Here is a 13,343-nt window from a genome sequence, read left to right as displayed (position 1 = left end):
GGAGCACGTCGTTGGTCGCGGCGCAGGCCGCCAGGTCCAGAGCCGCCAGGTCGGCCACACAGGCTGCGGCCTGCTGGGCCCAGCGGGCGGCATCGGCGAGCGTGCCCTCGGCCTGCGGAAACGCCGCCTGCAGGGCCGGCCAGACCTGCAGCCGCAGGCGGTTGCGCGCGAAGCGCGGATCGTCGTTGCTGTCGTCGTCGATATAGCTCAGCCGATACCGGCGCACATAGGCCTCGATCGCCTCGCGCGGACGGGCCAGCCAGGGACGCGCCCAGGTGATGCCGTCACGTTCGATCGAGCGCGGCATGCCGGCCAGCCCGGCCACGCCGGCACCTCGCAAAGCCTGAAGCAGCAGGGTCTCGGCCTGGTCGCGCTGGTGGTGAGCCAGCAGCACGAGCGCCACGCCCTGCTCGACGGCGAGCGTGCGCAGCGCCGCATACCGAGCGGCACGCGCCACGGCTTCGAGGCTGTCACCGGACCGGCAGGCAAGCTGCACGCGCATCGCGCGAAAGCACACGGGCAGGCCGCGCCGCGCCCAGCGCCGGCACTGCGACTCGCAGTGCGCGAGCCAGGCATCGGCACGGGCACTCAGGCCGTGGTGCACATGCAGGGCATGGACCGTGAGGCCGCTGTCGCGGGCCGCGATCAGCGTGGCGTGCAGCAGCGCGGTGGAGTCGCGCCCACCGCTGTAGGCGACGGCCAGGCCGCGGGGCGGCTCAGCGCTCCTTGGTGTCGTTGTAGCGGCCGTAGCTCTTGAGCCGCTCATAGCGCTGGTTCAGCAGCTCGCGGGGCTTCAGGTCGGCGACCTGGCGCAGCGCGTCGTTGAGCGCGCGCTTGAGGTAGACCGCCATCTGCGCCGGATCGCGGTGGGCACCGCCGACCGGCTCGTTGACGATCTTGTCGACCAGGCCCAGCGCCTTGAGCCGGTGCGCGGTGATGCCCATCGCCTCGGCGGCGTCGGCCGCACGTTCGGCGGTCTTCCAGAGGATGGAGGCACAGCCCTCCGGCGAGATGACCGAATAGACTGAGTACTGCAGCATCAGCACCTGGTCGCCCACGCCGATGGCGAGCGCGCCGCCGGAGCCGCCCTCACCGATGATGGTGGTGATGATCGGCACCTCGAGCTGGGCCATCGCGAAGATGTTGTGGCCGATGGCCTCGGACTGGCCGCGCTCCTCGGCGCCGATGCCGGGGTAGGCGCCCGGCGTGTCGACGAAGGTGAACACCGGCAGGCCGAACTTCTGCGCCAGCGTCATCAGGCGCAGCGCCTTGCGGTAGCCTCGGGCCGGCTCATGCCGAAGTTGCGCAGCGCGCGCTCCTTGGTGTCACGCCCCTTCTGGTGGCCGAGCACCATGCAGGCCTGGCCGTTGAAGCGCGCCAGGCCGCCGACGATGCTCTGGTCGTCGGCGAACGCGCGGTCGCCGTGCAGTTCCTGGAAGTCGGTGAACACATGGTTCACGTAGTCCAGCGTGTAGGGCCGCTGCGGATGGCGCGCGATCTGCGTCACCTGCCAGGGCGTCAGGCTCGAGTAGATGTCCTTGGTGAGCTGCAGGCTCTTCTTGGACAGGCGGTCGATCTCCTCGGAGATGTCGACCGCCGACTCGCTCTGCACGTAGCGCAGCTCGTCGATCTTGGTTTCGAGGTCGGCGATCGGCTGCTCGAACTCGAGAAAATGTTTCTTGCTCATCCCAAACGATCCTTTCTCGGGAAAGGTGGGCGCATTGTCGCGGAATTCTCGGCGCGCTCAGTAGGTCACGCGCGGATCCAGGCTGCGCCACAGGTACCAGGTGGCCACCGAGCGGAACGGCGCCCATGCGTCGCCCACCTCACGCGCCTCGTTGCGCGACACCGGCTCGCCGCTGAAGTAGTGCTGGCTGATGCCCTTGAGCAGGCCGAGGTCGTCGAGCGGCAGCACGTTGGGGCGCATCAGGTGGAAGATCAGGAACATCTCGGCCGTCCAGCGGCCGATGCCGCGGATGGCGACCAGTTCGTCGATGATGGACTCGTCGTCCATCGAGGTCCAGTTGCGCACGTGCACCGTGCCACCGTCGAAGTGCCCGGCCAGGTCGCGCAGGTATTCGATCTTGCGCGCGGACAGGCCGGCGCCGCGCAGCGCGGCACTGTCGGCCGCGAGCACCCCCGCCGGCCGCACGTGCACCGCGGAGCCGCCTCGAACAGCGCGGCGAAGCGCTCCCACACCGCCTGCGCGGCCGGCACCGAGATCTGCTGGCCGACGATGGAACGTGCGAGCGTGGTGAAGGCATCGCCGCGGCTCTCGAGCCGGGCCTCGCCCAGCTTCGGGATCAGCTTGCGCATCACGCGATCGCGCTTGGCGAGGTGCTTGCACGCCTCGTCCCAGTAGTCGGGCGTGACGAAGCCGGGGCCGCGGGGCGACATGGTGCGGGAGGCTCGTGGCTCGGGCGAAGGCTCAGGCCTTGACCCAGGTGGTCCCGGCGGGCGTGTCCTTGAGGACGATGCCCTGCGCCGCCAGGGCGTCGCGGATGCGGTCGGACTCGGCGAAGTCGCGTGCGGCCTTGGCCGCCGCCCGCGCCGCGATCTGGGCCTCGATGTGGCCGGTATCGACGCCGCTGCCGCCCTGCAGGTACTGCGCCGCTTCCTGCTGCAGCAAGCCCAGCGTGCCGGCCAGCGAACGCAGCAGGCCGGCGCTCTGCGCCGAGCGGCTGCGGTTCACCTCGCCGGCCAGGTCGAACAGCACCGACACGGCGATCGGCGTGTTGAAGTCGTCGTCCATCGCCGCCTTGAAGCGCGCGGCATGCGGGTCGGTCCAGTCGATCTCGGCCGGTGCGACCGCCGTGCCTTCCAGTGCGGTGTAGAGGCGGCGCAGGCCGCTGCGGGCATCGTCGAGCCCGGCATCGCTGAAGTTGAACGGGCTGCGGTAGTGCACCCGCAGCATGAAGAAGCGGATGGTCTCGCCGTCGTAGCGCTTGAGAATGTCGCGGATGGTGAAGAAGTTGCCCAGCGACTTGGACATCTTCTCGTTGTCGACATTGAGGAAGCCGTTGTGCATCCACACGTTGACGAAGCTGTGCCCGCTGCCCAGGTGGAAGGCGCCGTCGCTCTGCGCGATCTCGTTCTCGTGGTGCGGGAACTGCAGGTCCATGCCGCCGCCGTGGATGTCGAAGCGCTCGCCCAGCAGGGCGTGGCTCATCGCCGAGCACTCGATGTGCCAGCCGGGGCGACCCGGGCCGAACGGCGCGTCGTATTTCGCGTCGGCCGGCTCCTCGGGCTTTGCAGCCTTCCAGAGCACGAAGTCCAGCGGGTCGTCCTTGCCCTCGAGCACCGCCACGCGCTCGCCGGCGCGCAGCGCATCGATCGACTTGCCCGACAGGCGGCCGTACCCGGGGAACTTGCGCACCGAGTAGTTCACGTCGCCGCCCGGCACACGGTAGGCAAGCCCGTTGCGTTCGAGCACCTCGATCAGGCCGACCATCGCCCCCACGTACTCGGTGGCGCGCGGCTCGTGCGTCGGGGGCTCGATGCCGAGCGCCCCGATGTCCTGGTGCATCGCGGCGGTCATCTCGTCGGTCAGCTGGCGGATCGGGATGCCGCGCTCGAGCGCGCGCTTGATGATCTTGTCGTCGATGTCGGTGATGTTGCGCACGTACGTGACGCGCAGTCCCGACACCCGCAGCCAGCGTTGCACCACGTCGAACGCCATCATCATGCGTGCGTGGCCCACGTGGCAGAGGTCGTAGATCGTCATGCCGCACACGTACATGCGCACGTGGCCGGGTTCGATCGGCGAGAACGCCTCGGTCGAGCGAGTGAGGGTGTTGTGGATGCGCAGGCTCATCGGGACGGATCGATCGGGTCTGTCACGGGCAGGCCGCATGCCGACGATCGAAGCGCCGCAGTATAGCGATCACCCCCCTGCCCGCGGCGGGGCTTCCGATCGGTGGAGAATACGGTTCCGAGCGGGTGACGAGCCCGCCGTTTGCATTCAGGAGACTTGATGATTTCCAGAACCTGGGCCGCCTTCGCGCTGGCCGCTGCGGTATTCGCCGCGCCGTTGACCGCGGCGGCGCAGAAGGTGCGCCTCGCGACGAGCGAGGGCGACATCGTGCTGCAGCTCGACCCCGCCAAGGCCCCGAAGACCGTCGACAACTTCGTCGCCTATGTCAAGAGCGGGCACTACGACGGCACCATCTTCCACCGCGTGATCGACGGCTTCATGATCCAGGGCGGCGGCTTCGACAAGGACATGAAGGAGAAGAAGACCGGGGCCCCGATCGCGCTGGAGAACCGCAGCGGCCTGCGCAACGAGCGCGGCAGCATCGCCATGGCGCGCACCATGGACCCGAACTCGGCCACCGCGCAGTTCTTCGTGAACCTTACCAACAACGCCTTCCTCGACCCGGCGAACTCGCGCGACGGCAACGGCTACGCGGTGTTCGGCAAGGTCATCGAGGGCATGGACGTGGTCGACCGCATCAAGGGCGTGCCCACCACCAACAAGGGCCCCCACCAGAACGTGCCGGCGACGCCGGTGCTCATCAAGAAAGCCACGCTGGAGCCATGACATGACCAAGACCATCGAACTGCACACCAACCACGGCGTGATCCGTGCCGAGCTCGACGACGTGAAGGCGCCCGCCACGGTCGCCAACTTCCTGAGCTACGTGAAGGCCGGCCACTACGACGGCACGGTGTTCCACCGTGTCATCAAGGGCTTCATGGTCCAGGGCGGTGGCTTCGAGCCGGGCCTGAAGCAGAAGCCCACCCAGGCCCCGATCGCCAACGAGGCGAACAACGGCCTGAAGAACGACAAGTACACGCTGGCGATGGCACGCACCAATGCGCCGCACTCCGCGTCGTCGCAGTTCTTCATCAATGCCACCGACAACGACTTCCTGAACTTCAAGTCGGAAAGCCCGCAGCTGGGGCTATGCGGTGTTCGGCAAGGTGGTGGCCGGCACCGAGGTGGTCGATGCGATCGAGCGCGTGAAGACCGGCCGCCAGGGCGGCCACGACGACGTGCCGCTCGAGGACGTGGTGATCACGCGAGCGAACGAAGTCGCCTGAGGCGCTCGAAGCCGATGACCTCGTCGCCGGCCGCACCGCCCCGGGGCGCCGGCGTGTCCCCGTCGCTGCCGAAGTTCTGGGAGTTCGAGGCGCCCGCTGAATGGCGGGCGATCGACTTCATCTCCGACCTGCACCTGCAGGCGAGCCATCCCCTCACCTTTGAGGCGTTCTCGCAGCACCTGCTGCACACGAGCGCCGAGGCGGTGTTCATTCTCGGCGACCTGTTCGAGGTATGGATCGGCGACGACGCCCGGCATGAGGGCTTCGAGCACCAGGTCGTCGAGGTGCTGAAGGAAGCCGCCGCGCGACGCAGCGTGTCCTTCATGGCAGGCAACCGCGACTTCCTGGTCGGCGTCGAACTGCTGAAGGAGTGCGGCATGACGGCCCTGCCCGATCCGACGGTGCTGCGGGCCTTCGGCGAGCGGGTGCTGCTGACGCACGGTGACGCGCTGTGCCTGGAAGACGTGGAGTACCAGCGCTTCCGCGCCGTCGTGCGCACCGAACAGGCCCGCGAGGACTTCCTGGCGCGGCCGCTGCCCGAGCGCCGTGCGCTGGCCGCCCAGATCCGCGCGGTCAGCATGCAGCAACAGCAGCGTGACGGTCGGCCGGAGACCTGGGCCGATCTCGACGCTGGCGCCACCGTGCAGTGGATGCACGAGGCCGGCACGCCGCTGCTGGTGCACGGTCACACCCACCGCCCGGCCACGCAGGAACTGGCCCCCGGCTTCACCCGCCATGTACTGACCGACTGGGAGCTCGACCGGGGCCCCGCGCAGGCAGCCCGCGCCGGCGTGCTGCGCCTGAGCGCACGCGGCCTGCAGCGGCTGCCGCCCGCGGTTTCTCCGGCCGCGCACGCTGCACCGTGATCGCGCGCTGGTGGCGCCGCCGACGGGAGGCCCGCACGCTGCGCACGCGGGCGGTGCCCTCGGCGTTGTGGCAGCTGACGCTGCAGCGCTACCCCTTCCTCGCCGCGCTCGACGACGCCGGGCGCGAGCGTCTGCGCGCGCTGGTCAGCCTGTTCCTGGCGGACAAGGAATTCACCACGGTCGGGGGCCTGGAACTCAGTGACGAGATCGCCGTCGCGATTGCCGCGCAGGCCTGCCTGCCGGTGCTGGAGCTCGGCCTGGCGGCCTATGACGGCTTCGTCGGCATCGTGGTGCATGCCGACGAGGTGGTGGCACAGCGCGAGCACCTGGACGAAGATGGGATCCTGCACCGCTACGAGGAGGTGCTCACCGGCGAGGCCATGGAGGGCGGTCCGGTGATGCTGTCCTGGCACGACGTGGCCGAGGCCGGCGTCACCGCCGAACGCGGCTACAACGTCGTGATCCACGAGTTCGTGCACGTGCTGGACATGGCCGACGGCCTGCCGGCCGACGGCGTTCCGGTGCTGGCCGGTCGCACCGCGCGCGCTCACTGGCTGCAAGTGCTGGAAGCGGCCTACCAGCGGCTGTGCCGCGAACTCGACGCCGGCCGCGAACCCTTCCTCGACCCGTATGGCGCGGAGGCGATCGAAGAGTTCTTTCCGGTGGCGGCCGAGGCCTTCTTCGTCGCACCGCACACGCTGCGCGACGAGCAGCCCGCGCTGTACGAGCTGTTCCGCGACTACTTCAGGCAGGACCCGGCTGCCCGCCTGGCGCCGCAGCCCGGGCCCTGAAAGCACAACGGGGAGCCGAAGCTCCCCGCTGCCTGCAAGCCGCTGCCGGCCTGTGGCCGGGTCAGTCGGCCGTGGCCGGTTCCGATTTCGGCTTGTCGCTCTTCTTCCACGGTGTGATATCGAGCACCGGCTGTCCTTCGGCGTCGATGTCGACCGACAGGCGCCCGCCATCGACCAGGCGGCCGAACAGCAGTTCGTCGGCCAGCGCGCGGCGGATCGTGTCCTGGATCAGACGCTGCATCGGCCGCGCCCCCATCAGCGGATCGAAGCCCTTCTTCGCCAGGTGCTTGCGCAGGGCGTCGGAGAAAGTCACGTCGACCTTCTTCTCGGCCAGCTGGCTCTCGAGCTGCAGCAGGAACTTGTCGACCACCCGCAGGATGATCTCCTCGTCGAGCGCACGGAAGCTGACGATTGCGTCGAGCCGGTTGCGGAACTCCGGCGTGAACAGGCGCTTGATGTCGGCCATCTCGTCGCCCGACTCGCGGGCATTCGTGAAGCCGATGGTCGACTTGTTCATCGTCTCCGCGCCGGCGTTCGTGGTCATGATGATGATCACGTTGCGGAAATCGGCCTTGCGCCCGTTGTTGTCGGTCAGCGTGCCGTGGTCCATGACCTGCAGCAGCACGTTGAAGACGTCGGGGTGGGCCTTCTCGATCTCATCGAGCAGCAGCACGCAGTGCGGCTTCTTGGTGACCGCCTCGGTCAGCAGCCCACCCTGGTCGAAGCCCACGTAGCCCGGCGGCGCGCCGATCAGGCGACTGACCGTGTGGCGCTCCATGTACTCGGACATGTCGAAGCGCACCAGCTCGATGCCGAGGATGAAGGCCAGCTGCTTCGCCGCCTCGGTCTTGCCGACGCCGGTGGGGCCGCTGAACAGGAAGGAGCCGATCGGCTTGTCCGGCTTGCCCAGGCCCGAGCGCGCCATCTTGATGGCCGACGCCAGCGCGTCGAGCGCCGGGTCCTGACCGAACACCACGCTCTTCAGGTCGCGGTCCAGGTTCTTCAGCTTGCCGCGGTCGTCGTTGCTGACGCTCTGCGGCGGGATGCGCGCGATCTTGGCGACGATCTCCTCGACCTCCGCGCGGTTGATCGTCTTCTTCTGCTTGCTCTTGGGCAGGATGCGCTGGGCGGCACCGGCCTCGTCGATCACGTCGATCGCCTTGTCGGGCAGATGGCGGTCGTTGATGAACTTGGCCGACAGCTCGGCTGCGGCCTGCAGCGCGCCCAGCGCGTACTTCACGCTGTGGTGCTCCTCGAAGCGCGACTTCAGCCCCTTCAGGATCTCGATGGTCTGCTCGACCGAAGGCTCGACCACGTCGACCTTCTGGAAGCGCCGCGACAGTGCCGCATCCTTCTCGAAGATGCCGCGGTACTCGGTGAACGTGGTCGCGCCGATGCACTTGAGCTGCCCGGAGCCGAGCGCCGGCTTCAGCAGGTTGCTGGCGTCGAGCGTGCCGCCCGATGCGGCGCCGGCGCCGATCAGCGTGTGGATTTCGTCGATGAACAGCACCGCATGCGGCTGCTCCTTCAAGGCCTTCAACACGCCCTTCAGGCGCTGCTCGAAATCGCCGCGGTACTTGGTGCCGGCCAGCAGCGCGCCCATGTCGAGCGAGTAGACGGTCGCGTCGGCCAGGATCTCGGGCACGTCGTTCTGCGTGATGCGCCACGCCAGGCCCTCGGCGATCGCGGTCTTGCCGACCCCGGCCTCGCCCACCAGCAGCGGGTTGTTCTTGCGGCGGCGGCACAGCACCTGGATCACCCGCTCGACCTCGTGCTCGCGGCCGATCAGCGGATCGATCTTGCCGTCACGGGCGAGCTGGTTGAGGTTCTGGGTGAACTGGTCCAGCGGCGAGCCCTTGCCTTCGCCGGACTCTTCCTTCTCGCCTTCGCCGCTGCCGCCCTCGGCGCCCTTGGAAGGCTCGGGCGGCTCGGACTTCTTGATGCCGTGGGCGATGAAGTTCACCACGTCCAGCCGCGTCACGCCCTGCTGGTGCAGGTAGTACACCGCGTGCGAATCCTTCTCGCCGAAGATCGCCACCAGCACGTTGGCGCCCGTCACTTCCTTCTTGCCGGACCCGGTGGACTGCACGTGCATGATCGCGCGCTGGATCACGCGCTGGAATCCCAGCGTGGGTTGGGTGTCGACTTCGTCGGTGCCGCCGACCGTGGGCGTGTTCTCCTTGATGAACTGCGTCAGGCTCTTGCGCAGGTCATCGAGGCTGGCCGAGCAGGCACGCAGCACTTCGGCGGCGGACGGGTTGTCGAGCAGCGCGAGCAGCAGATGCTCGACCGTGATGAATTCGTGGCGCTGCTGACGCGCTTCGACGAACGCCATGTGCAGGCTGACTTCCAGTTCTTGCGCAATCATGCGGCCTCCATAGTGCATTGCAACGGGTGCCCCGACCGCTTGGCCGCAGCGAGCACCGACTCGACCTTGGTCGAGGCGACATCTTTCGTGTAGACGCCGCACACGCCCCGACCTTCGTGGTGGATTTTGAGCATGATCTGCGTCGCCGTCTCGATATCCCGCTGGAAGAATTCCTGCAGGACCATCACGACGAACTCCATCGGCGTGTAGTCGTCATTGAGCAGCACCACCTGGTACATCCGGGGCGGCTCGACGCGGGCCGATTGCCGTTCGGCCACGACCGCGCCCTGCCCGTCGTCCGGCTTGGTGACCGGGCGCTTCGGGGGAGTGGGCGGTACGGTGTCGTCGGGCATGGAAAAGATTCTATCGACTGCTGGGTAGCGACTTCCATGCCGGTCAATATGACACCACTGAGCCCGAACTCAAGGCCTCGGCGCGCCGCGCACGCACGCTGGCCGCCCTATCCCGTTCGTCCGTCACGGCCGGCGCCGGCTTGACAGGCCGCGGCCGCCCTGCCCAGAATCGTCCGTCGAGGGGTTGGAGAACGTCCATGGTCAACGGCACGGTCAAGTGGTTCAACGATGCCAAGGGCTTCGGCTTCATCGAACCCGAGGGTGGCGGCGAAGACGTGTTCGCCCATTTTCGGCCATCCTGATGGACGGCTTTCGCACGCTGAAGCAAGGGGCCCGCGTCAGCTTCGAACTGGTGGACGGCCCCAAGGGCAAGCTGGCCCAGAACATCGCCCCGCTGGAAAGCCGCGCCGACCCGGCAGCGGTCCGCGTTCCGGCCAACGACCGGGAACTGGCCGCCGGCCACTGAGGCTCATCCGCGCCGACAGGCGCGACGGCGTGCACTGGAATGCGGCGATGCCGCTCCGGCGGACTTCGGCTCTGCCCCAACGCGCGCCGGTGGCGCACCGGATTCATGCAGTCAGCAGGGCTTCAGCGGGAGTGCCCACCCGCCTCGTCCGGCGCTGGGCGAACCGGCTGCAGTTCCGCGAACAGGTCGACCGGCAGCGTGTCGAGCGGCGACTCGGACACGTCGAGCCCCTGACGCAGGTCGAACGACGACACCAGCCAGCCCGCGCCCTGGGGGTCGGCGGGCGGCTCGGGACTGACCGGGACCACGCACTCCAGATCGGGCAAGGGAAGTACGCGCTTTTTGGGGGACTTGAAGAATGCCATGGCTCCCTCTGCGGGGCGGCGCGCGAAACGCGCGTGCCGGCTGCGGAAAGAAGCATCGCAAATGCCGGGCCCGCTGCCGTCCCCCTCTCTGAGGGGCGGACACGATGCAACGGCTGTGCAGTGCGAAAGATGCCACGGCACGCCGGCGACCGGGCTACGCTCCGCCCGGCCCGCGACCGGCAGGCGGCGTCATGTCCAGCACGGCCGGGATCGTTTCCTCGGTGCTCACCAGGCCGGCATGGATCGCCCGCAGAGCGGCCAGGCTGTCCACGTGCGGCAGCACGGTGTCCGCCCCGCAGATCGGGCACGCCGCCGTGCTGTCCTCGTGCAGCCACAACACGATGTCGGCCGGGCGGAAGATACCCAGGCACGAGAAGCAGCCGGCCACGCGGGCGCGCGTCAGCTCGTCGCGGTTGTTGAAGGATTGGTCGCCGGTATCCATGTCGGTCATCACATTACAACGTGCGGGCCACCATCGGCAATCGGTTCGCAGCCCACCCGGCCCAGCCAGCGTTCAGGGCCGTCGCCTGGCCGCCCTTCTTGCGGTGGCGAGCGCCTCCTGCAACTCCCCCGGCAGCGTATCGATCGGATGCTCGATCACGGTGAGGCCGGTGCGCAGTTCACGGGTCGAGTCCAGCCAGGTCGGATCGGAGGCCGCGGAATCGTCGAGTTCCAGATCGAGCGGCGCGGCCGACGGCTGCCGCGCCGATTCCACAGCGGACTTGCGGGAACGGAACCTGAACCAGGCCATCGGAAGCTCCGCGCCCGGCTTCAGTTGAAGACGAGGTAGAGGACCACCAGCACGATCGTCGGCACGCCCAGTATCCAGCCCAGAAAGTACTTGCCCATGTCGGCACTCCTTGGTTCTCTGAAGGAGCCTCATGCTCGGACATCCGGACCGCGATGTCACAAGGACGCCGCCGCAAGCTCTCGTAGGACAAGCGCCCGGTGCTCGACGGCGGCGCCAGCGGAATCGCTCACGCCGGCCGCGTGGCCTGCGGAACGCCGGGACGCAGGCAATCCCCCTTCAATAGGTGGCGCGGCAAACGACAGGCTCGTCGCGTGAGCTTTGCACGCCCGTCGCTCCACCGCCTGCGTTTCAATCGCTCGCATGGGAACGCAAAACTGCAACGGATACCTCGAAGTGCCTCGTGGCCGCGAAGACTACGTCGATCCTGCCGGATTCCGCGCGGTGGCCGATGAAGTCGATCGGCTGGAGCGTGCGATGGCACCGTGGCCGATCTGGATCCGCTCGCTGGCCCAGATCGCGTTCCTGCTCGCGGCGTTCGTGCTTTTCGTTCGCGCACCGCGTTAGGCGCTGCATTCGCCGCAGGCGCATGCCTGCCGCCGGCCGCCTCGCTCCCGAGCCCCGACAGGAACGCTGCCGCGAACGCGGTCCAGCGCGCCCGCAGTCCTGCATCGAGATCTTCGCGAGCCCGTATGCCGCAAAATGAAAAAGCCCCAGGCAAATCAATGCACTGGGGCTGATATGTGGCTACCGGCACCTGCCGGCAGGCTCATCACATGTTGTCGATCATCACCTGCCCGAAGCCCGAGCAGCTGACCTGCGTGGCGCCGTCCAGCAAGCGCGCGAAGTCGTAGGTGACCTTCTTCGACAGGATCGACTTCTCCATCGACGAGATGACGAGGTCGGCCGCCTCGGTCCAGCCCATGTGGCGCAGCATCATCTCGGCCGACAGGATCTCGGAGCCCGGGTTCACGTAGTCCTTGCCGGCGTACTTGGGCGCAGTGCCGTGGGTGGCCTCGAACATCGCGATCGAGTCCGACAGGTTGGCCCCCGGCGCAATGCCGATGCCGCCCACCTGCGCGGCCAGCGCGTCGGACACGTAGTCACCGTTCAGGTTGAGCGTGGCGATCACCGAGTACTCGGCCGGGCGCAGCAGGATCTGCTGCAGGAAGGCGTCGGCGATCGAGTCCTTGACGGTGATCTCCTTGCCGGTCTTCGGGTTCTTGAACTTGCACCACGGGCCGCCGTCGATCGGCTGCGCGCCGAACTCCTTCTGCGCCAGGCCATAGGCCCAGTCGCGGAAACCGCCCTCGGTGAACTTCATGATGTTGCCCTTGTGCACGATCGTCACGCTGGGCTTGTCGTTGTCGATCGCGTACTGGATGGCCTTGCGCACCAAGCGCTCGGTGCCCTCGCGCGACACCGGCTTGATGCCGATGCCCGATGTGGCGGGGAAGCGGATCTTCTTGACACCGAATTCATCCTGCAGGATCTTGATGAGCTTCTTGGCCTTCTCGCTCTCGGCTTCGAACTCGATGCCGGCGTAGATGTCCTCCGAGTTCTCGCGGAAGATCACCATGTTGGTCTTGTGCGGCTCCTTCACCGGGCTCGGCACCCCCTCGAAGTACTGGATCGGGCGCAGACAGACGTAGAGGTCGAGCTCCTGGCGCAACGCCACGTTGAGCGAGCGGATGCCACCGCCCACGGGCGTGGTGAGCGGGCCCTTGATCGAGACCACATACTCCTTCAGGACCTGCAGCGTCTCTTCCGGCAGCCAGACGTCGGGGCCGTAGACCTTGGTCGACTTCTCGCCAGCGTAGATCTCCATCCAGTGGATCTTGCGCTTGCCGCCGTAGCTTTTCTCGACCGCCGCGTCGACCACCTTGATCATCACCGGCGTGATGTCGAAGCCGGTGCCGTCGCCCTCGATGAAGGGGATGATCGGCTGATCGGGCACGTTGAGCGAGAAATCGGCATTGACGGTGATCTTTTGGCCGTCGGCAGGCACCTTGATGTGCTGGTACATGGACTTGCGTCTCCGCTGGGTAAGGGGTCGGAAGGAACAGAGGGGGTGGCTTCGATTCTAGGCGAGCCATCGTGCGGTGCAGCGAGCCGCCGGACGGCGGCCGCGAGCACCGTCGATCCGCTGCGTCAGACCACCTTGCACCATGGCCCGGACGGACCGGTCAGCTGCAGCCAGATCGCCCATCCGCCAGCCATCACCAGCAGGGCACCGGCCCACCTCGCCGCGCCGGCGCCCTGCCCCAGTCGACCGAGCACGCCGCGGCCGAACAGCAAGGCCAGCCCGCCGCCCAGCGCGAAGGCGAGCATGACCGCCGCGCC

General features: G+C 67.9%; 12 protein-coding genes and 5 pseudogenes. 6 read left to right on the top strand and 11 right to left on the bottom strand.

What is annotated here, in order from left to right:
- The 4 genes and pseudogenes from tilS to cysS all read right to left on the bottom strand — a co-directional run.
- A partial coding sequence (gene tilS, locus x551_RS12390) for a tRNA lysidine(34) synthetase TilS (RefSeq protein WP_036248729.1) occupies nt 1-766 on the bottom strand: 766 nt, incomplete at its 3' end.
- Nucleotides 717-1,687 (bottom strand): annotated as a pseudogene (locus x551_RS12385) (acetyl-CoA carboxylase carboxyltransferase subunit alpha). The pseudogene x551_RS12385 and the gene tilS, both read right to left, overlap by 50 nt.
- Nucleotides 1,688-1,744: 57 nt before the next feature.
- Nucleotides 1,745-2,397 (bottom strand): annotated as a pseudogene (locus tag x551_RS12380) (DNA-3-methyladenine glycosylase 2 family protein).
- 31 nt (nt 2,398-2,428) lie between these two features.
- A complete protein-coding gene (gene cysS, locus x551_RS12375; protein WP_036235430.1) occupies nt 2,429-3,814 on the bottom strand; it encodes a cysteine--tRNA ligase in 1,386 nt (461 codons plus the stop codon).
- Nucleotides 3,815-3,973: 159 nt separating this feature from the next.
- Here cysS and x551_RS12370 point away from each other — a divergent pair, with 159 nt between their 5' ends.
- From x551_RS12370 to x551_RS12360, 4 genes and pseudogenes are all read left to right on the top strand, one after another.
- Nucleotides 3,974-4,540 carry a peptidylprolyl isomerase gene (locus x551_RS12370; RefSeq protein WP_011830045.1) on the top strand — a complete coding sequence of 189 codons (567 nt, stop codon included), beginning with the start codon at nt 3,974-3,976 and terminating at the stop codon, nt 4,538-4,540.
- 1 nt (nt 4,541) lies between these two features.
- Nucleotides 4,542-5,043, top strand: a pseudogene (locus x551_RS24365) (peptidylprolyl isomerase).
- A 14-nt stretch (nt 5,044-5,057) separates the two neighbouring features.
- Nucleotides 5,058-5,909 carry a UDP-2,3-diacylglucosamine diphosphatase gene (locus x551_RS12365; protein ID WP_011830047.1) on the top strand — a complete coding sequence of 284 codons (852 nt, stop codon included), beginning with the start codon at nt 5,058-5,060 and terminating at the stop codon, nt 5,907-5,909.
- Complete coding sequence (locus tag x551_RS12360) at nt 5,906-6,700, top strand: M90 family metallopeptidase (protein WP_036233352.1); 795 nt, start codon at nt 5,906-5,908, stop codon at nt 6,698-6,700. The genes x551_RS12365 and x551_RS12360 overlap by 4 nt, the downstream gene beginning before the upstream one ends.
- A gap of 61 nt (nt 6,701-6,761) precedes the next feature.
- Here the strand turns inward: x551_RS12360 and clpA are convergent, their stop codons facing one another.
- Together clpA and clpS are read right to left on the bottom strand one after the other, a co-directional pair.
- A complete protein-coding gene (clpA, locus tag x551_RS12355) occupies nt 6,762-9,068 on the bottom strand; it encodes an ATP-dependent Clp protease ATP-binding subunit ClpA (RefSeq protein ID WP_036233349.1) in 2,307 nt (768 codons plus the stop codon).
- Nucleotides 9,065-9,421, bottom strand: coding sequence for an ATP-dependent Clp protease adapter ClpS (clpS, locus tag x551_RS12350; RefSeq protein ID WP_011830050.1), 357 nt, complete (start codon nt 9,419-9,421; stop codon nt 9,065-9,067). Before clpS ends, clpA begins: the two co-directional genes overlap by 4 nt.
- A 197-nt stretch (nt 9,422-9,618) precedes the next feature.
- Here clpS and x551_RS12345 point away from each other — a divergent pair.
- Nucleotides 9,619-9,887 (top strand): annotated as a pseudogene (locus x551_RS12345) (cold shock domain-containing protein).
- A gap of 122 nt (nt 9,888-10,009) precedes the next feature.
- Here x551_RS12345 and x551_RS12340 read toward each other — a convergent pair.
- The 3 genes from x551_RS12340 to x551_RS12330 form a co-directional block, all read right to left on the bottom strand.
- Nucleotides 10,010-10,252, bottom strand: a complete 243-nt coding sequence (locus x551_RS12340) for a hypothetical protein (RefSeq protein WP_152543503.1) — start codon at nt 10,250-10,252, stop codon at nt 10,010-10,012.
- A 154-nt stretch (nt 10,253-10,406) separates the two neighbouring features.
- On the bottom strand, nt 10,407-10,703 hold the full coding sequence (locus tag x551_RS12335) for a hypothetical protein (RefSeq protein ID WP_051495776.1): 297 nt from the start codon (nt 10,701-10,703) through the stop codon (nt 10,407-10,409).
- A gap of 63 nt (nt 10,704-10,766) precedes the next feature.
- Entirely contained in the window at nt 10,767-11,003 is a 237-nt protein-coding gene (locus x551_RS12330) for a hypothetical protein (RefSeq protein ID WP_036233343.1), read from the bottom strand.
- Between the two features lie 360 nt (nt 11,004-11,363).
- Between x551_RS12330 and x551_RS26475 the strand changes: the two genes are divergently transcribed.
- The gene (locus x551_RS26475; protein WP_036233340.1) at nt 11,364-11,567 is read left to right on the top strand and encodes a hypothetical protein; all 204 of its coding nucleotides are present in this window, start codon (nt 11,364-11,366) and stop codon (nt 11,565-11,567) included.
- Between the two features lie 205 nt (nt 11,568-11,772).
- Here x551_RS26475 and icd read toward each other — a convergent pair whose 3' ends face one another.
- Nucleotides 11,773-13,026: an NADP-dependent isocitrate dehydrogenase gene (gene icd, locus x551_RS12325; RefSeq protein ID WP_011830056.1), complete on the bottom strand. Its 1,254-nt coding sequence runs from the start codon at nt 13,024-13,026 to the stop codon at nt 11,773-11,775.
- 125 nt (nt 13,027-13,151) lie between these two features.
- Nucleotides 13,152-13,343: pseudogene (locus tag x551_RS12320) on the bottom strand (sulfite exporter TauE/SafE family protein); the annotation flags it as partial.

This window comes from Methylibium sp. T29 (genome assembly GCF_000576205.1).
GTDB lineage: Bacteria > Pseudomonadota > Gammaproteobacteria > Burkholderiales > Burkholderiaceae_C > Methylibium > Methylibium petroleiphilum.
This window is presented reverse-complemented; position numbering and strand designations above follow the sequence as displayed.